General features: G+C 72.2%; 22 protein-coding genes. 7 read left to right on the top strand and 15 right to left on the bottom strand.

Annotation, left to right across the window (positions count from 1 at the left end; genetic code table 11):
* Nucleotides 1–465 (bottom strand): Fur family transcriptional regulator, encoded by a 465-nt coding sequence (locus ACWDD9_RS36735; RefSeq protein WP_049656259.1) that lies wholly within the window; start codon nt 463–465, stop codon nt 1–3.
* 103 nt (nt 466–568) lie between these two features.
* Nucleotides 569–1,153 carry an FABP family protein gene (locus ACWDD9_RS36730; protein WP_049656257.1) on the bottom strand — a complete coding sequence of 195 codons (585 nt, stop codon included), beginning with the start codon at nt 1,151–1,153 and terminating at the stop codon, nt 569–571.
* Nucleotides 1,154–1,501: 348 nt separating this feature from the next.
* On the opposite strand from ACWDD9_RS36730, the gene ACWDD9_RS36725 reads away from it, so the two are divergent.
* Nucleotides 1,502–1,864 carry a DsrE family protein gene (locus ACWDD9_RS36725; RefSeq protein ID WP_049656255.1) on the top strand — a complete coding sequence of 121 codons (363 nt, stop codon included), beginning with the start codon at nt 1,502–1,504 and terminating at the stop codon, nt 1,862–1,864.
* 20 nt (nt 1,865–1,884) lie between these two features.
* Here ACWDD9_RS36725 and ACWDD9_RS36720 read toward each other — a convergent pair whose 3' ends face one another.
* The 7 genes from ACWDD9_RS36720 to ACWDD9_RS36690 all read right to left on the bottom strand — a co-directional run bounded on the left by ACWDD9_RS36720 (nt 1,885) and on the right by ACWDD9_RS36690 (nt 6,622).
* On the bottom strand, nt 1,885–2,157 hold the full coding sequence (locus tag ACWDD9_RS36720; protein WP_082346012.1) for a DUF3099 domain-containing protein: 273 nt from the start codon (nt 2,155–2,157) through the stop codon (nt 1,885–1,887).
* Nucleotides 2,158–2,232: 75 nt separating this feature from the next.
* Nucleotides 2,233–2,523: a DUF1416 domain-containing protein gene (locus ACWDD9_RS36715; RefSeq protein ID WP_030059605.1), complete on the bottom strand. Its 291-nt coding sequence runs from the start codon at nt 2,521–2,523 to the stop codon at nt 2,233–2,235.
* A gap of 37 nt (nt 2,524–2,560) precedes the next feature.
* Entirely contained in the window at nt 2,561–3,397 is an 837-nt protein-coding gene (locus ACWDD9_RS36710) for a sulfurtransferase (RefSeq protein ID WP_049656251.1), read from the bottom strand.
* A gap of 233 nt (nt 3,398–3,630) precedes the next feature.
* Nucleotides 3,631–3,711 (bottom strand): Ms5788A family Cys-rich leader peptide, encoded by an 81-nt coding sequence (locus tag ACWDD9_RS36705; RefSeq protein WP_350517234.1) that lies wholly within the window; start codon nt 3,709–3,711, stop codon nt 3,631–3,633.
* 281 nt (nt 3,712–3,992) lie between these two features.
* Nucleotides 3,993–4,727 (bottom strand): LmeA family phospholipid-binding protein, encoded by a 735-nt coding sequence (locus tag ACWDD9_RS36700; RefSeq protein ID WP_049656250.1) that lies wholly within the window; start codon nt 4,725–4,727, stop codon nt 3,993–3,995.
* A 189-nt stretch (nt 4,728–4,916) separates the two neighbouring features.
* Entirely contained in the window at nt 4,917–6,323 is a 1,407-nt protein-coding gene (locus ACWDD9_RS36695; RefSeq protein WP_449813985.1) for a hypothetical protein, read from the bottom strand.
* A 5-nt stretch (nt 6,324–6,328) separates the two neighbouring features.
* The gene (locus ACWDD9_RS36690; protein WP_049659718.1) at nt 6,329–6,622 is read right to left on the bottom strand and encodes a MoaD/ThiS family protein; all 294 of its coding nucleotides are present in this window, start codon (nt 6,620–6,622) and stop codon (nt 6,329–6,331) included.
* Nucleotides 6,623–7,363: 741 nt separating this feature from the next.
* Between ACWDD9_RS36690 and ACWDD9_RS36685 the strand changes: the two genes are divergently transcribed.
* From ACWDD9_RS36685 to ACWDD9_RS36665, 5 genes are all read left to right on the top strand, one after another.
* Nucleotides 7,364–8,095 (top strand): response regulator transcription factor, encoded by a 732-nt coding sequence (locus tag ACWDD9_RS36685; protein ID WP_074006427.1) that lies wholly within the window; start codon nt 7,364–7,366, stop codon nt 8,093–8,095.
* A gap of 125 nt (nt 8,096–8,220) precedes the next feature.
* A complete protein-coding gene (locus ACWDD9_RS36680; RefSeq protein WP_049659714.1) occupies nt 8,221–9,279 on the top strand; it encodes a LacI family DNA-binding transcriptional regulator in 1,059 nt (352 codons plus the stop codon).
* A 153-nt stretch (nt 9,280–9,432) separates the two neighbouring features.
* Nucleotides 9,433–10,680 (top strand): S1C family serine protease, encoded by a 1,248-nt coding sequence (locus ACWDD9_RS36675; protein ID WP_449813984.1) that lies wholly within the window; start codon nt 9,433–9,435, stop codon nt 10,678–10,680.
* A gap of 68 nt (nt 10,681–10,748) precedes the next feature.
* Nucleotides 10,749–11,519, top strand: coding sequence for a response regulator transcription factor (locus tag ACWDD9_RS36670; RefSeq protein WP_074006426.1), 771 nt, complete (start codon nt 10,749–10,751; stop codon nt 11,517–11,519).
* Complete coding sequence (locus ACWDD9_RS36665) at nt 11,516–13,018, top strand: HAMP domain-containing sensor histidine kinase (RefSeq protein ID WP_387830979.1); 1,503 nt, start codon at nt 11,516–11,518, stop codon at nt 13,016–13,018. Before ACWDD9_RS36670 ends, ACWDD9_RS36665 begins: the two co-directional genes overlap by 4 nt.
* A 95-nt stretch (nt 13,019–13,113) precedes the next feature.
* Here ACWDD9_RS36665 and ACWDD9_RS36660 read toward each other — a convergent pair whose 3' ends face one another.
* From ACWDD9_RS36660 to ACWDD9_RS36635, 6 genes are all read right to left on the bottom strand, one after another.
* On the bottom strand, nt 13,114–14,907 hold the full coding sequence (locus tag ACWDD9_RS36660; protein WP_449813983.1) for a bifunctional metallophosphatase/5'-nucleotidase: 1,794 nt from the start codon (nt 14,905–14,907) through the stop codon (nt 13,114–13,116).
* Between the two features lie 191 nt (nt 14,908–15,098).
* A complete protein-coding gene (locus ACWDD9_RS36655; RefSeq protein ID WP_049654291.1) occupies nt 15,099–16,448 on the bottom strand; it encodes an ATP-binding protein in 1,350 nt (449 codons plus the stop codon).
* A 74-nt stretch (nt 16,449–16,522) separates the two neighbouring features.
* Nucleotides 16,523–18,097 carry an SCO6880 family protein gene (locus ACWDD9_RS36650; protein WP_049654294.1) on the bottom strand — a complete coding sequence of 525 codons (1,575 nt, stop codon included), beginning with the start codon at nt 18,095–18,097 and terminating at the stop codon, nt 16,523–16,525.
* A 7-nt stretch (nt 18,098–18,104) separates the two neighbouring features.
* On the bottom strand, nt 18,105–19,337 hold the full coding sequence (locus tag ACWDD9_RS36645; protein ID WP_449813982.1) for a hypothetical protein: 1,233 nt from the start codon (nt 19,335–19,337) through the stop codon (nt 18,105–18,107).
* A gap of 52 nt (nt 19,338–19,389) precedes the next feature.
* On the bottom strand, nt 19,390–20,205 hold the full coding sequence (locus ACWDD9_RS36640; protein WP_074006423.1) for a hypothetical protein: 816 nt from the start codon (nt 20,203–20,205) through the stop codon (nt 19,390–19,392).
* A 167-nt stretch (nt 20,206–20,372) separates the two neighbouring features.
* Complete coding sequence (locus ACWDD9_RS36635; RefSeq protein WP_049654299.1) at nt 20,373–20,723, bottom strand: hypothetical protein; 351 nt, start codon at nt 20,721–20,723, stop codon at nt 20,373–20,375.
* Between the two features lie 248 nt (nt 20,724–20,971).
* Between ACWDD9_RS36635 and ACWDD9_RS36630 the strand changes: the two genes are divergently transcribed.
* Nucleotides 20,972–22,171, top strand: a complete 1,200-nt coding sequence (locus ACWDD9_RS36630) for a C40 family peptidase (RefSeq protein ID WP_449813981.1) — start codon at nt 20,972–20,974, stop codon at nt 22,169–22,171.
* The last annotated feature ends 126 nt before the right edge of the window (nt 22,172–22,297 follow it).

The following is a 22,297-nucleotide window of genomic DNA, read 5'->3' as shown; positions in this document are numbered from 1 at the left end:
TTACGGCTGGTCCCCGACGAGCTTGGCGGTGCAGTCGGCGCAGCGGCCGAAGATGGCGAAGTGCTTGAGGTCGGTGTCGAAGCCGTGCCGCTCGCGCAGGCTGTCGATCAGCGGCTGGGCGATCTCGGTGCCGGTCTCGGTGACCTTGTCGCAGTCCCGGCAGACCAGGTGCAGGTGGTGGTGGCGGCCGGCCAGGTGGTAGGTCGGGGCGCCGTGGCCGAGGTGGGCGTGCGAGACCAGGCCCAGCTCCTCCAGCAGCTCCAGGGTCCGGTAGACGGTGGAGATGTTGACGCCGCTGGCGGTCCGGCGGACGTGGCAGAGGATGTCGTCGGGGGTGGCGTGGTCGAGCTCGTCGACGGCCTCCAGCACGAGCTGCCGCTGCGGGGTGAGCCGGTACCCGCGTTCGCGCAGGTCGGCCTTCCAGTCGCCGGAGAGCTGCCAGTCGGTGGTGCCGGTGTCCGCCACGGTACTCGTCCCTGCCAATGGTCGGGGGTCCTGGAGCAAGTGTAGGGACCGGCCGGGGGCCGGTCCCTACCTCGTGCACGGAAGTGCCGGTCGCGCGATCGGCCTACTTGAAGAAGGCGATGCCGTCGTCCGGCAGGTCGTTGATGTCCTTGATCAGCTGGGCCGGGCTGAGCACCTTCTTCAGCTGGGCGGACATGTACGGGCGCAGCGGCACGCTCGGGGCGGCCTTCTCGCCGACCCAGAGCAGCTCGCCGTTGACGAAGCCGTACAGCCGCTTGCCGCCCGAGTACTCCGGGGAGCCCTCGATCCGGGCGACCGCGTCGGTGGAGACGTCGACCTGGGGCTTGCCGTCGGCCAGCTCGCCGTACCAGATCTCGACCGTGCCGTCGTCGCGGACGGAGGAGATCTCGATCCCCCGGACACCGCTGGTGCCGTCGTGGTTGCTGGTGATGCGCCAGAACGCGTGCTCGTTCTCCAGCGGACGGACCTTCTCGCCCTCGCTGTCCAGCACCCAGGTCCGGGAGCGGAACTCCAGGAAGGGGCGGCCGTCGTGGCGGATCACGATCTCCTGGCCGAAGTTGCACTTCTCCGCGCCCGGGAAGTCGTAGACGCCCGCGCCCTCCCAGGTGCCGAGGAGGAAGGCGAGCGGGACGACGTCCCTGTGGAGGTCAGAAGGGATCTCGATCATGTTCCTGGTCGCTGTTCTCGTCGGTGTGGGACTGCCTCAACCGTACGGCAGTCTCAGCGCTGGCCCTGGTACAGCTTCATCACCGAGAAGATGGCGAACCAGGTGATCAGCACGGCCATGAGGGCCAGCAGACCGTCGAAGAAGATTTCCAGACCGGACACGGGTGGCTCCCAGGCGGCGACAGTGTGGTGGATTGTGCTCGGCTCACTCTATCCGCCGGGTTCCGGAGGGTCGCGGTGAGCCCCACCACGTCGCCGTTCGCGCCGTCCTCCCGCGGCTGCTCAAGCTTTGCCCAAGGCTTCCGGGGATGCCGGACGGCGGGGGCGCCGGCACCTCTAAGGTGGCGCCATGGCGAAGAAACTGGTCATCAAGGTCACCGCAGGGGCGGACGCGCCGGAGCGGTGCTCGCAGGCGTTCACGGTGGCGGCGGTGGCCGTCGCCAGCGGGATCGAGGTCTCGCTCTGGCTGACCGGGGAGTCCTCCTGGTTCGCGCTGCCGGGCCGGGCCGCGGAGTTCGAACTGCCGCACGCGGCGCCGCTGCCGGACCTGCTGGAGTCGATCCTGGCGGCCGGCTCGGTGACGCTGTGCACCCAGTGCGCGGCCCGGCGCGGGATCACACAGCAGGACACCGTCGAGGGTGTCCGCATCGCGGGCGCCCAGGTCTTCGTCAGCGAGATCATGTCGGACAACGTCCAGGCGCTCGTGTACTGAGGCACCTCGCGTATTGACGCCTACGGGCGTTCCTCGTGGTCGGGGCGGTCCCGGTCGTGGCCGGGCTCGTCCCACTTCGGGTCGTCCCAGCGCGGGTCGTTCCACCAGTCGTCGTCCGGGTCGCGCTTGTTGGCGAACACCGCGGCGGCCGGCGGGATGACCATCGCGACCACGCACATGCCGATCGCCGCGCCGACCGAGAAGAACCGCACCACGCCCCAGGCCATGACGAACAGGCCCAGGCACACGCCCATCATGGCGAAGTAGTAGCGACGCCGCCGCCTTGCCTGCACCCCTCCACGGTACGACCGAGGGCCCCTGCTCGGCAGGGGCCCTCGGAGTCTGGTCCGGGATCGTCCCGGCTCCGGTCAGACCGCGATCGCGACCTCGACGGCGGTGCCCTGGGAGGCCACCACCTGACGGTCCACGGTCTGGCCCGGCACCAGCGCGCGCAGGGTCCACTTGCCCGGGCGGGCGAAGAACCGGAACTGGCCGGTCGCCGAGGTGGGCACCTCGGCCGTGAACTCGCCGCCCTCGTCCAGCAGCCGCACGTAGCCGTTGACCGGCTCTCCGTCGCGGGTCACCGAACCCTGGATGATCGTCTCGTTCGCCACGTCAACTCCTGCCAGGTCCGGGCCGCCGGCCTTCGCACCGCACATGTCTGTCTCCTTCTGACTTACGGGTCGAGCCGGGGGCTCAGTTGCTGCCGAGCTCGATCGGCACGCCGACCAGGCTGCCGTACTCGGTCCACGAGCCGTCGTAGTTCTTGACGTTCTCCTGGCCGAGCAGCTCGTGCAGCACGAACCAGGTGAGCGCGGAGCGCTCGCCGATGCGGCAGTAGGCGATGGTGTCCTTCGCCAGGTCGATGCCCTCGGCCTCGTACAGCGCCTTGAGCTCGTCGTCGCTCTTGAAGGTGCCGTCGTCGTTGGCGTTCTTGGCCCACGGGATGTTGCGGGCGCTCGGCACGTGGCCGGGGCGCTGCGACTGCTCCTGCGGGAGGTGCGCCGGGGCGAGCAGCTTGCCGGAGAACTCGTCGGGCGAGCGGACGTCGACCAGGTTCAGGGTGCCGATGGCGGCGATCACGTCGTCGCGGAAGGCGCGGATCGAGGCGTCGGCGGCCTGCGCCGTGTACTCGGTGGCCGGGCGGGCCGGCACCTCGGCGACCAGGTCGCGGGAGTCCAGCTCCCACTTCTTGCGGCCGCCGTCCAGCAGGCGGACGTCGCCGTGGCCGTACAGCTTGAAGTACCAGTAGGCGTACGAGGCGAACCAGTTGTTGTTGCCGCCGTACAGCACGACGGTCTGGTCGTTGGCGATGCCCTTGGCGCTCAGCAGGGCCTCGAAGCCGGCCTGGTCGATGAAGTCGCGGCGGACCGGGTCCTGGAGGTCCTGCTTCCAGTCGATCCGGACGGCGTTGCGGATGTGGTTCTTCTCGTACGCGGAGGTGTCCTCGTCGACCTCGACGATGACGACCTTCGGGTCGTCCAGGTGGGCCTGGACCCAGTCGGCGTCGACCAGGACGTCGCTGCGGCTCATGGTGGGTTCTCCATCCGAGGGCGGTTGTGCGGAAGGTGCTGCTCAGGAGGGTGCTGCAGGGTGCCCGGGAGGATGCGGTCCGAAACCCTGTCCGAATAGCGGGACGAGGGGGTGGGCCGGTGCGGCCGGGCAGGAGACTGCGGAGTACCTCGGCGACCGCCGGCCCGGGGGGCCGGGCGCGGTCGCCGGAAAGATCGGCGGCGGGCGTCAACTGCCCTGCCGGGGGCGCCGAATCAGCGCATTCGACACAGACAGGCGGCCACGCGGCACAGGTCTACCGCCCGCCGCTTCGTGAGGTCCGTCTGTCGCTTCATGCCGACGATGCTAGGGACACCGGAGGCCCGCTGTCATCAGCGTATCGAATAGTGGGATCAGAACGACCGGATGATGGGATTTGCCCCCGGTCCGGCCTGTCCGGGCCCGGCCGGCGGCCCCCGGAGGGCGTGCGCGGGGCGCGAACGACACCGCTCCACGGCCCGCGCTGGACAGCGCGTCTCGCGGAGCGGAACGATTCGGCACAGCCGTGGGCGGGCCCCGGGACCGGGCCGGGGATGGGCCGGGGACGGGCTGGGCACGGGCCGCGCACGGGCCGGGATCAGCCCAGGAGCTTGACGTCCTTGCCGTCGAAGGTCAGCTGGAGGCCCTCCGGCAGCGGCGTCACACCGCCGCCCCCGCCCTCCTTGTCGGCCAGCTTCAGCCCGGCCGGCAGCGAGTCCAGGGTGAAGCTCATCGGCTCCAGCTGCTGGTTGGTCGCGCCGGCCACCAGCCCCGCCAGCGAGCTCAGCCGGAAGCCGTCCACCGTGACGGTGTTCCCCTTGTTGCGCACGCTGCCCTCGCCGATCTCGATCGGACCCAGCGAGGCCTTGACCTTGCCCGGACCGGCGTAGGCCAGGCTCAGCCGGGAGTTGCCGCCCACCGGCAGCTTGGCGCCGTGCAGCAGCTGGGAGGCGGGCGGCAGCAGCTGCGCGAGGTCCGGGTAGGAGATCACCCCGCTGCCGGTGCCGCTGTCCACCGTGGCACTGCTCATGCTGTCGCTGACCTTGACCCCGGCGAGCCGCGCCTTGAACGAGTGCAGCGCCACCTGGTGGCTGCCGTCGCCGACGGCCAGGCCGTCGGAGGAGATCCGGACGTCGTCCAGCTTCATCGACAGCACCTGGGTGAGGAACGGGAAGCCCTCGATCGAGACGTCCGGGCGCTGGCTCATCCGGCCGCTCTTCACGATCCGGTCGGCGGCCTCGTCCTCGGCCACGCCCACCGCGATCCGGTCCGCACCCAGCAGCAGGCCGGAGAGCACCGCCAGGCCGATCGTGGCCTTCAGCCATCCGCGCATCGTGTCCCCCGTCGTCGCCGGTCGCTGTGGTCGTTCGTCGCTGTGGTCGTTCGCAGTGGGTCGTTCACCGTTCCGTGGCGGACGCAGGACACGTCCGCCCTCGCACGACCGTACGACGTCCCGCCCCGGAACATGGTTCCGGGGCGGGAATTCGACCTGAACAGGCCTGGACGGGTGGGTACGGGTGGCTCAGGCCAGCAGCTCCGTGGCGATCCAGGCCAGCGGCGCGGCCACCGCCAGCGGCAGCGCCACGCCCGCCGTCATGTGCACGAAGCGGGACGGGAAGTCGTACGCCGCGACCCGACGGCCGACCAGCGCACCCAGCCCGGCGAGCACACCGAGCGCCAACGGGGCCCCGACCAGCAGGCCCAGCAGCACCGCCGCGGCCAGGCCCAGCACCGGGCCCAGCTGCTTCGGCCCGGGCAGCGGCGCCGCGGCCAGCAGGGTGGCCAGCGCCACCGCGCCCACCGCGGCCGGCACCCAGTCGGCCAGCAGCAGCGCGGTGCACAGCACCGTCACCACGGTGGCCGAGCCGAGCACGGTCAGCGCGTAGAACCGCTCCTTCGGGTCCGACGGGCGGAACGTCTGCAGCACCAGGACGAGCAGGAAGAACCCGCCCAGGGTGCCCACCACGGCCGCCACGCCACCGTCGGAGTCCGCCAGCAGCACCGCCACGTCCGCCGTCAGGCCCGCCAGCGCGGCGAGCAGGATGCCCTGCCGGGCCGGCCACATGCCGTTCAGCCGGAACCAGCCGGCCGCCGTCAGCAGCTGGAGCGGCGCGACCACCAGGGCCAGCGCGACCTGCCCGAGCGCGGCACCGCCGGCCAGCAGCGCGGCGATGCCCACCGTGATCAGGGCCGGCTGCAGGCCCGGGTCGATGATCGGCGAGCCGGTCCGGCCGCGCGGACCGGCAGGCGGCACCGCCTGCGGCGGGACGGCCCCGTACGGCGGCGCGACGGGGACGCCCAGCGGGCCGGGGGCGACCGGGCGCTTGAGCGTCATGGTCGGCGGGTCGAAGGCCTCCGCCGCCTGCTGCGCGGGGGCCTGCTGCGGCGCCGGGGCCGCGTGCCGGGCCCGCGGCCCCGGCGGCCGGGGGAGCTGCAGCTGGATCGTCGGATCCGGCTGGGGCTGCACCGGCTGCTCCGGCGGCCGCCGCCGCTGCCGCGGCTGCGGGGCCTGCTGCGGCTGCTGGGGCTGCTGGGCCTGCGGCGGCTGGTACGGCTGGTGACCCTGCGGCTGATGCGGCTGATGCGGCTGGTGACCCTGCTGCCGGGGCGCGCCCGACAGCGGACCGGACACCACCACCGGCGGCAGCAGCGCCGTCGCCTCGGCGTCGCTCACCGCCGGCACCGGCGGCAGCAGGGTGGTCGCGGCCGCGTCGTCGAACGCGGGCACCGCCGGCAGCACCGCGGTCGCCGCCGCGTCGTCCACCGGGTAGCCGTACGGCGACTGGTGGCCGGGCTGCTGCGGCGGGACGTACGGCTGCTGCTGCGGGTACGGCTGCTGTCCCTGGGGCGGGTACGGCTGGTGGGGCTGCTGCGGCCACTCGCCGTGGCCGCCGTGGTTCGGGTGGTTCGGGTTGTTCATGTCCGTCACGCCGCTCAGCCTCCCGCGAACGGCGGGAGGACCTCGACCGTCCCGCCCTCGGTCAGGGCGACGGTCGCGTGGTCGCGGCCGCCCACCTGGGCCCCGTCGACCAGGTACGAGCAGTGCCCGAGCAGCTGGACGAGCTTCGGCCGGTCGGCGTGCCGCGCCCTGGCCGCCGCCAGCGCCTCCGCCAGGGTCGCCGCCTCGTACGGCTCCTCGGCCAGCCCGGCCTCGGACTTCGCCGCCGCCCAGTAGCGGATCGTCCCGCGCACCCGGGCGCCGCTCGCGGGCTCGGTGGTCGCGCCCATCGGGCCACCCCTTCTCGTCGTCCTCGCCCGGCTCCGGTACCCCGGTCCGGCTCGCCACCGCGACGGCCGCCCGACCACCCGAACGATGGACCCGAACAGCGCCTCCGATGTGCGCCCCCCATGATGGCGTGTCGGCCACCACGAGCGGCAATCGCCCTGGCCGGACCGGCACGGAGTACGCACCGGCCTCGCACCGGACCGCCACCCGGAGGCGCCGGACCAGCGCCGGACCGGCGCTCGAAGCTGTGTCCAGCCTCACCCGGCGCACGCCCGAATTGGGCGAACCGCCGGATTCCGGCACTCCCGGCGGAGGGGGCGGTCGGCTATCCTCGACCACCAAGAGGGATCCGGGCAGAGTCGCCCCCGGGTCCTTTTGTGCTTCCAGGACGCCGGTACGGACGTTCTTGCGATTCGTCGGCCCACCCCCGGCGCGCAGCAGGGACCTCCCGGCCGGCGCGGCACAACGACGTGCCCCGGCCGGCCGGGGCATCGCCACCCGGCACCGGGCCGCCACCCGGCGCCGGACCAGACCGGAGGGTTCGCGGTGAGGAACAGGGCAGAAACGGTGCGCCCGGGGTTGCGGGACCCCCGGCGGACCCGCCGTCGCGCCCCGCACGCCGTCCGCTCCCCCGGTCCGCCGCGACCGGCCGTCGTCCTCCCCTCCCCCTCAGCACGTGCGCCATCCGGCTGTGGCGGCAGCCGTCACGCGACCGCGACGACCCGGAAAGGGGACCACCGGGTATGAGTTCTCTCCTCCTCCTCACCAATGCGCTGCAACCGTCCGCCGAAGTGCTGCCCGCCCTCGGACTGCTGCTGCACAACGTCCGGGTGGCCCCCGCCGAGGGCTCGGCCCTGGTGGACACGCCCAGCGCGGACGTCATCCTGGTCGACGGCCGGCGGGACCTGCCGCAGATCCGCAGCCTCTGCCAGCTGCTGCGGTCCACCGGCATCGGCTGCCCGCTGATCCTGGTGGTCACCGAGGGCGGCCTGGCCGCCGTCACCGCCGAGTGGGGCATCGACGACGTCCTGCTGGACACCGCGGGCCCGGCCGAGGTCGAGGCCCGGCTGCGGCTCGCGCTCGGCCGCCTCCAGGTCGTCACCGACGACAGCCCGATGGAGATCCGCAACGGCGACCTCTCGGTCGACGAGGCGACCTACTCCGCCAAGCTCAAGGGCCGGGCGCTCGACCTCACCTTCAAGGAGTTCGAGCTGATCAAGTACCTCGCGCAGCACCCCGGCCGGGTCTTCACCCGGGCGCAGCTGCTGCAGGAGGTCTGGGGCTACGACTACTTCGGCGGCACCCGGACGGTGGACGTGCACGTCCGGCGGCTGCGCGCCAAGCTCGGCGTGGAGCACGAGCAGCTGATCGGCACGGTGCGCAACGTCGGCTACCGCTTCGTCGTCCCGGAGAAGCCCGAGAAGGGCGAACGGCCGGAGCTCGCCCAGCGCCCCGCCACCCCCCTGGACGCCTGAGGACCGGCCGGGCGGGCCGTCCCCCGCCCGGCTTGTCCGGTTCCTCCCGGAGCCGCCCGCCGGCCTGCCGAACAAGGCCCCAGCTCCCCCTGCCGCCCCGGAGGCCACACGCGTAGACTCCCCCCGTGGCCAAAGTGACGCGCGACGATGTAGCCCGGCTGGCTGGTACCTCGACCGCGGTCGTCAGCTACGTCATCAACAACGGTCCGCGCCCGGTCGCACCCGCGACCCGGGAGAAGGTCCTCGCGGCGATCGACCAGCTCGGCTACCGGCCGAACAGCGTCGCCCAGGCGATGGCCTCCCGGCGCACCAACCTGATCGGCATGGTCGTCCCGGACGCCCGCCAGCCCTTCTTCGCCGAGATGGCGCACGCCGTGGAACGGGCCGCCTCCGAGCGCGGCAAGCTCGTGCTGATCGGCAACTCCGACTACGTGGACGACCGCGAGGTGCACTACGTCCGCGCCTTCCTCGGGATGCGCGTCTCCGGCCTGATCCTGGTCAGCCAGGGCCCCTCGCAGCGCGCCGCCGAGGAGTTCGCCGCGATGGAGGGCGCCAAGGTCGTGCTGCTGCACCGCCGGCCCGAGGCGATCGACGACGTCGCGGTGGTCACCGACGACGTGGCGGGCGCCGAGGCGATCGTGCGCCACCTGCTGGAGGTGCACGGGCACCCGTACGTGGCCTGCTTCGGCGGCCCGGTCGAGTCCCCCGCCCCCGGCGACCCGGTCATCGACCACGTCGAGGGGTGGCAGCGCGCCATGGACGCGCACGGTGTCCCCACCGAGCCGCACCTGATCGACGCGCCCTTCCACCGCTACGGCGCCTACGACGTCGCGCTCGGCGTGCTCCGCTCGCCGGACCGGCCGCGGGCGATCTTCTGCTCCACCGACGACCAGGCGATCGGCGTGCTGCGGGCCGCCCGCGAGGTCGGCCTGCGGGTCCCGGAGGACCTCGCGGTGGCCGGCTTCGACGACGTGCCGGAGGCCGCGCTCGCCGACCCGCCGCTGACCACCGTCGCCTCCGACCGCGACGCGATGGCCCGGGCCGCCGTGGACCTGGTGCTGGACGACTCGCTGATGGTGCCCGGCTCGGACACCGAGCGGGTCCGCACCTTCCCGTCCCGGCTGGTCATCCGCCGTTCCTGCGGCTGCGGCGGCGACGCCCCCGGCCGGTCCGTAGCGGAGTAGCCGGCCCGGACCGGAGCGGCGGGCCCGTACCGGAACGGCCGGTTCCGCTCGGCAGGCGGGCTGACCAGGCTTTATGAGAACCCAACGGGCTTCTCTCCCCGTTCTGAGCCGGTTCTCATCCACTCCTCATGCACCGGGCCGAGCTTGGTCGACATGAGCGAGAAGCAGCAGCACCCCAGCGAGCAGTACGGCCCGTACGAGCCCCACGAGCAGTACGACCCCTACCAGGCCCACGGCCGGTACGGGCAGCACGGCCAGTACCAGGCCCACGGGCAGTACGAGGCCCAGGAGCCCCGGGTGATCGAGGGCACCGTGCTCGGCAGCGGCCCGGCCGCCGGCGGCTCCGGCACCACCGGCGCGGACGGGTACGGGCCCGGGTACAGCTACCGCGAGGACCACTCCGACGGCGGCTTCGACGCCCCGCCGCCGCCCCCGCCGATCCCGCCCGAGCCGCCCACGATCCTCGGACCGGGCTCCCCCGAGGGCCCCGGCCACCACGGCGGCCGGGCCCGGCGCGGACTGCTGCGCGGCCGGCTCGCCCTGGTCACCGCCGTCGCCGCGGTCGCGGCCGTCCTCGGCGGGGTCACCGGCGGCCTGGTCGCCGCCGACCACCAGGGCTCCGAGAACCGCGTCGGCACCATCGCCAGCCCGGTCTCCGCCCGCTCCGACGGCACCGCCGACGTGGCCGCCGTCGCCGCCGCCGTCTCGCCCAGCACCGTCGAGATCACCGTCAAGACCGGCAACGGCACCGCCACCGGCACCGGCGTCGTCCTGAACACCGACGGACAGATCCTCACCAACTACCACGTGATCGACACCGCGTCCGCCGGCGGCCGGATCACCGTCACCTTCAAGGACGGCTCCACCGCCCAGGCCACCGTCACCGGCACCGACAAGGCCCTCGACGTCGCCGTGATCACCGCCACCGGCGCGAAGAACCTCACCCCCGCCGTCCTCGGCGACTCCTCCACCGTGGCCATCGGCGACCCGGTCGTCGCCATCGGCAACCCCGACGGCCTCACCGGCACCGTCACCTCCGGCATCATCAGCGCCGAGAACCGCGACGTCACCGTCCAGCTCGACGAGGGCAGCACCAGCAACAACGGCGGCTTCGGCCTCCCCTACCTGCCCGGCCTGCGCGGCACCGCCCCGCAGTCCGACAGCGGCAGCACCACCACCTACAAGGCCTTCCAGACCGACGCCGCGCTCAACCCCGGCAACTCCGGCGGCCCGCTCATCAACGCCAACGGCCAGGTCATCGCCATCAACTCGGCGATGTACGCGCCCGGCGGATCCGGCTCCTCCGGCGGCTCGGCCGGCAGCGTCGGCCTCGGCTTCGCCATCCCGATCAACGACATCAAGCAGGTCCTGCCGAAGCTCGAAGCCGGCCAGAACCTGTGAGCACCGCTCCCTGAGACGGACAATTGCTCCCAGCAGGCCCTCCACCCGACGAGAAAGGGCACCCGCCCATGACCCCGTCCGCCGACGACCGCACCACCGCCGAGGCCGGCCACCCCTTCGCCCGGCTCCTCGTGGTCGACGACGAACCCGCCCTCCGGGACGCCCTGGAGAGCAGCCTCGCCTTCGAGGGGTACGAGGTCGCCACCGCCACCGACGGCTACGAAGCCCTGGAATCCGTCGAACGCGACCGGCCCGACCTCGTCCTGCTGGACATCATGATGCCCCGGATGGACGGCCTCACCGCCGTCCGCCGGATGCGCTCCCGCGGCGACACCGTCCCGGTGCTGATGCTGACCGCCCGCGACGCCGTCGGCGACCGCGTCACCGGTCTCGACGTCGGCGCCGACGACTACCTCGCCAAGCCCTTCGAGCTCGACGAACTGCTCGCCCGCGTCCGCGCCCTGCTGCGCCGCAACGCCCTCGCCGCCGAGGCCGCCGCCCGCGCCGCCGTCGAGGACGAGAGCGAGGTGCTCGCCTTCGCCGACCTGCGGATGAACACCGCCACCCGCGAGGTCACCCGGGCCGGCAAGCCGATCGAGCTCACCCGCACCGAGTTCATGCTGCTGGAGATGTTCCTCGCCCACCCCCGCCAGGTCCTCACCCGCGAACAGATCCTCAAGGCGGTCTGGGGCTTCGACTTCGAGCCCTCCTCCAACTCCCTCGACGTGTACGTGATGTACCTGCGCCGCAAGACCGAGCAGGGCGGCATGCCCCGCCTGATCCAGACCGTACGCGGCGTCGGCTACGCCCTGCGCCCGGCCGCCGGCACGAGCGCGTGAACCACGTCCCGCCCCCACCGCTGGCACCCCCGCTGGCACCGCCCCGCACGCCCCGCCGCCGACAGCGCCTCCTCCACTGGTTCCGCTCCCGCTCGCTGCGCAGCCGCCTCACCTTCCTGAGCGCGGCGGCGGTGGCGGTGGCGATCGCGCTGTCGGCGCTGGCGTGCTGGTTCATCGTGGAGAAGCAGCTCTACGACCAGGTGCGGACCGACCTGGCCAACGCGACCGTGCCATCGGCGGCCCGAGTACCCCTGCTCCTCTGTTACCCGACCGCGGAACAGGCTCTGGCGAACCAGCCTACGAGCACCACCTCGGAGAACAGCATCGCGGTGGCCCGGGACACCCAGTTCGTGGTGGCCAACCCGACGGGCGTCTGCCTGCCCCCGAACGCGACCAAGGCGATCGTGGTCCAGCCCGGCGACACAGCCGGGTTCAGGCTCAAGAACGGCCAGTCGATCATCCGCGACGGCCGTTTCACCGACGGGACCCCGGCGGTCGTCCGGATCTCGCTGGCCCACTCCGTGTCGGGGCCGGCGCTGCTGATGGTCGCCACCTCCACCCAGCCCGTCGAGGACTCCCTCCAGGGCCTCGCCATCCTCCTCGGCTCCGTCTCCGCCGGCGGCATCCTGCTCGCCGCCATCGCCGGCCGGCTGGTCGCCCGTTCCTCCCTCAAGCCCGTCGACCAGCTCACCGACGCCGTCGAGCACATCGCCCGGACCGAGGAGGTGGGCACCACCATCCCGGTCAACGGACACGACGAGATCGCCCGCCTCTCCACGTCCTTCAACTCGATGAGCACCGCCCTCGCCAACTCCCGCGAGCGGCAGACCCGGCTGATAGCCGACGCCGGGCACGAGCTCCGCACCCCGCTGACCTCCCTGCGCACCAACGTCGACCTGCTGATCCGCAGCAACGACACCGGCCGCCCGCTGCCCGCCGCCACCAAGACCAAGCTGCTCGGCAACATGAAGGCGCAGATGCAGGAGCTCACCGTGCTGATCGGCGACCTGCTCCAGCTCTCCCGCCCGGACACCCCGAAGAGCGGCCCGGCCCCCACCGTGGTCGCCCTGCACGAGCTCGCCGGACGGGCCGTCGAACGGGCCAAGCTGCGCGGCCCGGGGCTGGTCTTCGAGACCGACACCGAGCCCTGGTACGTGCACGGCGACGCGGCCGGGCTGGAACGGGCGGTGATCAACCTGCTGGACAACGCGGTCAAGTACAGCCCGCCCGGCGGCACCATCGACGTCCGGCTGCACCGGGGCGTGCTGACCGTCCGCGACCACGGCCCCGGCATCCCGCCGGACGAGCTCCAGTACGTCTTCGACCGGTTCTGGCGCTCGCCCTCCTCGCGCCAGCTGCCCGGCTCCGGCCTCGGGCTGTCGATCGTCGCGCAGAGCGTCCGGGAGGCGGGTGGCGAGGTCACCCTCGGCCCGGCCGCGGACGGCGGTCCGGGCGCGCTGGCCACCGTCCGCCTGCCCGGCGGCCCCGCCCCGGAATGACGGAATGACGGAATGACGAAAGGGGCGGGTGGGGCGCCCCGACAGCGCCCCACCCGCCCCCGTCCCAGGGCACACGCCCCGGAGCCGGCTCACGGTCAGTCGATGTCGCTGCCCGGGCCGATGACCTTGATCCGGTCCCGCGCCGGGGCCTGGAGCGGCGAGGCCGCCGTGCTGTGGGCGCTCAGGTAGGCCACGAAGACGTCCAGGTCCGAGGCGCCGACCAGCTTGTCGGTGCCGGCCGCGAAGGCCGGGAAGCCGTCGCCGCCGCCGGCCAGGAACTCGTTGGCCGCGACCCGGTAAGTGGCCGCCGGGTCGACCGGCGCGCCGTTCAGCCGCACCGAGTCCACGACCACCCGGTCCGCACCGGTCTTGCGCATGTCCAGGGTGTAGTGCAGGTTCGAGGACACCTGGAGGACCTTCGGCGCGGCCGCGTTGGAACCGCTCACCTGCTGCTGGAGCAGCTGGATCAGCTGGGCCCCGGTCAGCGTCTTGACCTGCATCATGTTGGTGAACGGCTGGACGGTGAACGCCTCGCCGTAGGTCACCACGCCGTCGCCCTCGCCGCCGGAGGCCTTGTAGACCAGGTCGGAGCGGATGCCGCCGGGGTTCATGAAGGCGACCTGGGCGCCGCCCTTGTCGGCCGGGGCCAGCCCGGCGAGCTGCGAGTCGGCGATCACGTCACCGAGCGGCTTCTCCAGGTCGTTGCTGCCGCGGCCGTTGATGTCCGCGGCGACGTAGCCGACCGGACGGTTGGCGATCGGGGCGGCCAGCTTGGAGTAGTGGTCGACCAGCGCCGTCATGTCCGACGCCTTCTCGACCGTGCGGCGCACCACGTGGTTCTCGGCCTTGACCGAGGGGCGCACGATCTCGCCGGTGGTCTTGTCCAGCTTCATGTCGATCTCGGTGAAGAGCCGGCCGAAGGAGGCGGCACTGGTCACCGAGCGCGGGACGCCATTGGGGTCGGGGATGCTGCAGGCGTACGCGTTGTGGGTGTGGCCGGTGACGATGGCGCCGACCGCCGGGTCGATCTTCTTGGCGATGTCGACGATCGGGCCGGAGACGCCCTGACCGGCCGCGCCGCAGTCGTAGTTGTAGACGCCGCTGGCCGGGTAGCCGCCCTCGTGGATCAGCGCGACGATCGAGTTGACGCCCTTGGCCTTGAGCTCGGCGGCGTACTTGTTGATCGTGGTGACCTCGTTGGCGAACTTCAGGCCCTTGACGCCCTCGGCGGTCACGATGTTCGGCGTGCCCTCCAGGGTGACGCCGATGAAGCCGACCTTCACGCCCTGGGACTTGGTCACCCAGTAGGGCGCCAGCAGCGGCTTGCCGGTCTTCTCGTCGGTGACGTTGGCCGACAGGTAGTTGAAGTTGGCGCCCTTGAAGGTGCGGCCGGGCTCGTAGCAGCCGTCGGTCGGGTGGCAGCCGCCGTCCTGCATGCGACGCAGCTCCTGCGCGCCCTCGTCGAACTCGTGGTTGCCCACGGAGGTGACGTCCAGGCCGAGCTTGTCCATCGCCTCGATGGTCGGCTCGTCGTGGAAGAGCGCCGAGGTCAGCGGGCTGGCGCCGATGATGTCGCCGGCCGCGACGGTGATCGAGTCGTCGGCCGGGATGCGCGCCTTGCGCAGCTCGGTGGCCAGGTACTCGATGCCGCCGGCCGGGGTGGCGACCTCCTTGCCGGTGGCCGGGTCGATCTCCTTGATCGTGCCGGACGAACCGGCCGGAGGCTCCAGGTTGCCGTGGAAGTCGTTGATCGCCAGCAGCTGGAGGTTGACGGTCTTGTGGCGCTTGGCGTCGGCGGCCTGGGCGGCCGTCGGCACGACGACCGTGCCGAGCAGACCAGCGGCGGCGACGACGGCGAGCGCCGTCCGTCGGGATCTGACGGTGAGCATGAAGGGTTCCCCTGCACCTTGGAGGGAGCACCGGCTGCGGACAGCGGCGGCGTTCGGGCGTGTGACATGTGTTGCGACTGCGAAGCCTAGGGTCAACGCGCGTAGCTGTCAGGACGTGGAACGTAACGAGAGGATTACCTACGGACGAACCGTCACCGTCCGCCGGGTGCGGAGCCTGCGGAGAAGGCCCCTCAGACCCCCGGCTCGGCCGCCAACTTCTGGTCCGCGCGCACCCGTTCGGCCACCGCGTCCTCGGTCATCGCGCGGTCGGTGTAGACCAGCGGGCGCTCCGCCTCGGTGATGATGTGTTTGACCACCTGGACGTTGCTGTTGACGTCCCAGACCGCGATACCCGGCGACAGGGTCGGGATGATCTCCACCGCCCAGCGCGGCAGACCCAGCACCCGGCCGGTGGCCCGCGCCTCCTCGGCCTTCTGCATGTAGATCGTCCGGGTCGAGGCCATCTTCAGGATCGCCGAGGCCTCCTTGGCCGCCGCGCCGTCCACCACGTCGGACAGGTGGTGGACCACCGCGACGAAGGACAGGCCGAGCCGGCGGCCGAACTTCAGCAGCCGCTGGAACAGCTGGGCCACGAAGGGGCTGTTGATGATGTGCCAGGCCTCCTCGACCAGGAAGATGCGCTTCTTCCGGTCCGGCCGGATCCAGGTGTGCTCCAGCCACACCCCGACGATCGCCATCAGGATCGGCATCGCGATCGAGTTGCGGTCGATGTGCGAGAGGTCGAAGACGATCAGCGGCGCGTCCAGGTCGATGCCGTCGGTCGTCGACCCGTCGAACATGCCCCGCAGGTCGCCGTCGACCAGCCGGTCCAGCACCAGCGCCACGTCCAGGCCCCAGGACTGCACCTCGCCCACCGCCACGCCCAGCGACTCCACCGAGGACAGTTCGGGGTTGCGCAGGGTGTCGATGATGTCGTCCAGCACCGGCTGGCGGTCCTTCACCGAGGCCACCACGTGGGCGTGCGCGGCCTTCAGCGCGAAGCCGGCCCGCTCCTCCAGCCCGCGCCCCATCGCCACCTCGACGATCGTGCGCAGCAGCGACAGCTGGCCGTTCTGGGTGATCGCCGGGTCCAGCGGGTTGAGCTTCACCCCGCCGTCCCGGGCCGCCATCGGGTCCAGCCGGACCGGCTTTATGCCCAGCGCGTTGGCGATCAGGTTCCACTCGCCCACGCCGTCCTCGCCCTGCGCGTCCAGCACCACGACCTGGCGGTCGCGGAACCTCAGCTGCCGCAGCACGTACGTCTTCTCCAGCGCCGACTTGCCGTTGCCGGACTCGCCGAGCACCAGCCAGTGCGGGGCGGGCAGCTGCTGCCCGTACAGCTGGAACGGGTCGTAGACGTACCCCTTGCCGCTGTACACCTCACGCCCGATGATCACCCCGGAGTCGCCCAGCCCCGGCGCGGCGGTCGGCAGGTAGACGGCCTGCGCCTGGCCGGTGGAGGTGCGCACCGGCAGACGGGTGGTCTCCACCTTGCCGAACATCAGGCTGGTGAACGCCTCGGAGAGGTTGCCGAGCGCCATGGGCGGGCTCCTGACGGGTCAGCGGTGGACGGACGTACGGGTGTGCGGGTGCACGGGTGTGCGGGTGCGTCCGCTCAGCGGCGGATGCCGGTGGCGAACGGGAGGGTGTTGACGAAGGCCCGGTGGTGCTCGCGGTCGCACCACTCCAGCTTGAGGTAGCTCTTGCCGGCCGAGGCCCGGATGGTCCGCTTGTCGCGGGCCAGCGCGTCGGGGTTGCGCGAGGAGACCGTGATGTAGCCGACCAGGTTCACCCCGGCCGCGCCGGAGGCCAGGTCGTCGCCGCGCTGGTCCACCCGGCCGGTATGGGCCAGGTCGCGCGGGTCGACCGTGCGGTTCATCTTGGCCGCGCGGCTCGCCTCGGCCTCGTCGTTGGTCTTCTCGGTCAGCATCCGCTCGATCGCGACGTCGGTGGGCTCCAGGTCCATCGTCACCGCGACCGTCCGGATCACGTCCGGGGTGTGCACCAGCAGCGGCGCCAGGAAGTTGACGCCCACCGGGGTGAGCGGCCACTCCTTGATCCACGCGGTCGCGTGGCACCACGGCTCCCGGGTCGCCGACTCCCGGGTCTTCGCCTGCAGGTACTGCGGGTCGGTCGCGTCCAGCTCGGCCGGCCAGGCGTTGCGCCGGGACATCGCCTGGATGTGGTCGATCGGGTGGTCCGGGTCGTACATCGAGTGCAGCAGCGAGGAGAGCCGGGCCTGGCCCAGCGGCTGGCGCACCCGGATGTCCGCCTCGGCCAGCCGGGCGCAGATGTCGGTCAGCTCGCGCGCCATCACGGCCGCCAGCCCCTCGTCGTCCCGCGCCCGCCGCCCGGTGGCCGTCCGGCCCATCGCGTGCGCCTCGGCGGCCAGGTCACGGGTGTAGTGCATGCAGGCCACCAGGTACGCCCGGTGCTGCTCCGAGGAGGTCGACACCATCGACTGGAGCTGGTCGTACGAGTCCTGCAGCCAGCGCGGCGAGGACGGGTCCCCGCGCCGCTCGACGTCCTTGGCGTGCGCGTCCGGGTCGGCCGGCAGGGTCCGGGCCAGGATCTGCAGCCGGGTCACGAAACCGTCCCCGTTGGCGACGTGCTTCAGCAGCGTCCCGAAGCGGTCGACCAGGGCCTCCTGGTCCTCCGAGTCCCGCAGGCCCACGCCCGGGCCCTCGATCTCGATCGCGGCCGTCACCGTGCGCCGCTCCAGGTGCATCAGCACCCCGACCTCGTCCGGCCCGAACGGCGCCGTCAGCCAGCGCAGCCGCCCCACCCCCGGCGGCGGGCCGACCTCCACCTCCCGGCCGTCCAGCCGGGTACCCGCGTCCATCACGTCCGAACGCCACACCGCCCGCCCGCTGCGGACCGTCCGGCGGTAGGTGCGGTTGATCTCCACCCACTTGTAGAACGTCCGCCTGCGGTACGGCACGTACACCGCCGCGATGGCGAGCGCCGGCAGACCGACCAGACCGCCGATCCGCAGCGGCAGGACCGGCATCAGCAGGCCCCAGAGCATGCCGAGGAAGGCCCCGAAGATGATCAGCACGATCTCGCCGGACTCCCGGTTCCGGCCGATCGGCGCGTTCGGGCGGGCCTTGCCGATCAGGTAGGTGCGGCGCTGGTGGACGTACGGCTGGGCGTACTGGGCACCGTACTGGCCGAGCGGTTCACTGCTCACTTACCCGTCACCCTCCCTTCGCTGGATTGCTGTCGCGGATCGGAACCGGGCCCTGCTTCGGCCCGCCCTGCGGCGGCGGGGACGGCGTCCGCCCGGCGTGCGCGGCGATGCCCGGCGCGACCGAACCGCCGCCGGCACCCCCGCCACCCCCCGTACCGGCCGCCTGGCCGCGGTCGCCGTGGGTGCTGATGCCCTGCTTCATCAGGTTCGCGGTGCCGTTGATCATCGCCGAACCGGCCTGCACGGCATTGGCCCGGGCCCCGCGCATGTTCAGCATCTCGTCGCCGAAACCCGGCACGAAGCGGTAGACCGAGGCGCTCGCGAAGATCGACAGGAACAGGATCGCCAGCCCGGACAGCACCCGGGCGAAGTCGTCGTCCGCCCCGGAGCCGGTCGCCACCGCGCCCGCCAGGCCCAGGATGACCACGATGATCGGCTTCGCCAGGTCCACCGCCAGCATCACCCCCGCCCAGCGCCGCACGTGCTTCCACAGCTGCCGGTCCACCAGCCCCGCGTACACCGCCGTACCCAGCAGCGCGCCGACGTACAGCATCGCCGCCCGGATCAGCAGCTCCACCCAGAGCACCGCCGCCGCCAGCACCGCGACCAGCGACACGATCACGAGTATCAGCGGGCCGCCGCCCACGTCGCCCTTCTCCAGCGTGTCGGCGAAGCCCCCCAGGTACGACCCGGTGTCCGTCTTCGTCCCGACCGCGATCGCCTTGGTCAGCCCGTCCGTCACGCTCACCACGGTGTACAGGATCAACGGCGTGAACGCGGACGCCACCACCGTCAGCCACAGGAAACCGATCGCCTCCGAGAACGCCGTCGCCAACGGCGCCCCCCGCACCGCCCGCTTCGCCACCGCCAGCAGCCACAGCACCAACGTGATCACCGTCGACACGGCGAACACCACGGCATACTGCTGCAGGAACGACGCATTGGTGAAGTCCACCTGCGTCGTCCCGTCGATCGCCCCCGACAGCTTCCGCACCACCCACGCCGCGGCCTGCGCACAGCTCTTGGCCAACGACCCGAGCGGATCGGCCACGGCCCCGACGGCGCCGCCACCGGGGAGGGAGCCCCCGCCGGGCTTGTCGGCGCAGAGAATGTCGCTGCCCGAGATCGGCAGGTCAGGGCAGTTGGATTTGGCGGTGCCGCTCGGATTCGGCGTCGGCGACGGCTCCGCGAGCACCCGCTGGGCGGCCGCCAGCGCCGCCACCTGCAAGGTGGCCAGCACACCGGCGAGGGTGCCCACGCGGCGCCGTGCGCCGGAACGGCGTGAGGTCTGGTCAACGCGCAAAGCGGAACCCCCCGAACTGCTGGACGGCGCCGGTGATCTCATCGGCGGTGGCGGCCTGCTGGTCTGCGGGCAGCGGCGCGGGGCCCTGCCTGCTGGTGTAGTCGGTGAGCTTCCAGTCGCTGCCCGTCCAGTGCAGCGAGAGCGTGAGGGTGAACCAGTTGGTGGTCACCGGCTGGACGGAGTGCTCGCCGGCGAGGCCGGTGAGGCCGGTGCACCACACCTCGACCTTGGCGTCGCCGTCGCTGTAGCCCGTCGACTTGGTGCCGACCGGTACCGTGCGGCTGACGAAGGTGAGGCCCTTGGGCGCGTGGCCCTGGGCGTCGAGGCCGTAGCGGGTGGCGGTGTCGCCGCCGAAGCCCTGGTCCAGCCGGCCCTGGAGCCCCGCCAGGGCGTCCGGGTCGGCGATGGTGGTGATGATGCCGTGCCGGCTGTCGGTGCGGAACATGTCCGCGGAGCCGATCGCCACCGCGTAGTTGGTGGCGGCCGACTGGGCACCGGGTTCGGTGTGCGGGTAGCCGGTGGGGATGCCGTTGACGGTGGTGCCGACGGGCTGGTCGCCGCTGGGGGCGGGGCCGGCGCCGGAGCCGGCGCGGTCGGCGGAGGCGCCGCCGCCTCCGGTGCCGCTTCCGCTGCCGGGTGTGACCCGGTTGGCGATGGCGATGGCCACGACGAGCAGGGTGACGACCACGAGGACGGCCAGCAGAGCGCGCAGCGGGCGGGACTGACGGTGGTTCTGCTGGGGGGAGGACTGTTCGCCGACCGGCAGGCGCGTACGGGTGCGCGGCTGGTCGTCGGACAACGGCACGGCGGCCCTCCTGGTGCGGGGAGCCGGGGCGGCTCCGGGGGCCCTCCGCCCGGGGGCGGGCGCGAGCGGAGGGTGGGAACGGGGGTGAGGTCCTGGCGGGCCGGCCGTCGGAGGGGGTCCGGACGGGGACCCGGTCTCAGGCAGATCGGACTACTGCTGTCCGATCGTCAGATCGCCATGCCGTAGACAATGGTGAACAGAGTGCCGAGTGATCCGATGATGAACACGCCGGTCAGTCCGGCGACGATCAGCCCCTTGCCCTGTTCGGCGCCGAAGCTGTCGCGCATCGCGGTCGCCCCGATCCGCTGCTTGGCCGCGCCCCAGACCGCGATGCCGAGGCAGAGGAGGATGGCGACGGCCATGATGACCTCGACCATCACCCGCGCCTCCGACCCGAGGGTCGCGAACGGCCCCCAGTCCGGGGCGATTCCGCCGATGATGGTGTCGATGTTCGGCTTCTTGGGGGGGTCCTCGGCCAGGTGGCTGACCGCATTGGTGTGCACGCTGCTCAGGTTCATTTCCATCTCACCGCCCGATCAGGCAAATTCAAGGGCCCGGACCCGGCCCGCGCGAAGGGTCGGTACCTATTCTTGGCCAGATCTGATGTCGACTTGGCTACTTCTCGCGGATTGGTCGTGAGGCATCGGACACGTACGCGAGGATGTACACCGTACGAAGGATAGCGCTCACTGTTCGTATCTCTGATGATTGCGGTGAGCAACGCCTTCCGGGACACTTCGACTGACGACTCGTCGGGATGGTGCTGATGGTACTCCGGAAGGCCGGTACGGCCGCCGTCGCTGCGGGAGTTGTTGGTTTCGGGTTCATCGGGCTGGTGACGATAGGGACTTATGCGGCGAGTGGGACGCCGCAGCAGGCGGCGAATCGTTCCGCCCTGTCCCCCGGAACGGTCCCCGCGGCCTACCAGGAACCGATCCAGCGGTGGGGTGCGCTCTGCGCGGAGATCTCCCCGCCGATGCTCGCGGCGCAGCTGTACCAGGAGAGCGGTTTCGACCCCAAGGCGCGCTCCGGGGTCGGGGCGCAGGGCATGGCGCAGTTCATGCCGGGCACCTGGAGCTCGTACGCCACCGACGGCAACGGGGACGGCAGGGCGGACGTCTGGGACCCGCTGGACGCGATCGCCTCGGCCGCGACCTACGACTGCGCGATCGCCAAGCAGGTCGCGAAGGTCCCGGGCGACCCGCAGGCCAATCTGCTGGCCGCCTACAACGCCGGCGAGGGCGCGGTGCTCAAGTACAACGGGATCCCGCCGTACCGGGAGACCCAGGGCTACGTGCGGAACATCCAGGCGATGGCCCGCAGCTTCACCGCTCCGGTCTCGCCGACCGCGCCGCTGGAGGTGTCCGCGCAGTCGTCGGCCGCGATCTACTTCGCGCAGACCAAGCTCGGCACCCCGTACCTGTGGGGCGGCGAGGGCCTGCCCTCGCAGAACGGGCGGTTCGACTGCTCGGGCCTGACCCAGGCCGCGTTCGCCAGTGTGGGCATCACCCTGCCCCGGGTGGCCAACGACCAGTGGTACGCCGGGCCGCACCCGTCGCGGGACCAGCTGCGGCCGGGCGACCTGGTGTTCTGGGCGACGGACCTGAGCGATCCGCGGAGCATCCACCACGTCGGGATCTACGTCGGCGGCGGGTACATGATCAACGCGCCGCACACCGGCGCGGTGATCCGCTACGACAAGATCGACACCCGGGAGTACATCGGCGCGACCCGGGTCACCTCGGACGGCGCCCAGGCGCTGCCGACCCGCAACAACGACGGCGTGGTGAACGCCCCGAGCCGGCCGGGCGGGACGGAGCCCACCGCCCCGGCGGGAGGCCATGGCGGCACCCAGGGCAGCGCGCCGGGCAGTGCTCCGAGCGGTGCTCCGGCAGCCTCCGGCCGGCCCGCGGCCGCCGCCCCGCCCGCGCAGGCCGGGCCGAGTCCCACCGGGACGGGAGGGTAGGCCCGAGGAGGCCGGGACGGCCGGGACCTGTGTGCGCGCCGTGGACGCTGAGTCACGTTTACATAACCGCGTGTTTCCATGGAACGCTGTGTCCCGGCGATGACGTTGGGTCCGGTGGCCCCCCGT

Source organism: Kitasatospora sp. NPDC001119, assembly GCF_053598475.1.
Note: the sequence above shows the minus strand (reverse complement) of the source record. Positions and strands in the feature narration are given on the sequence as shown.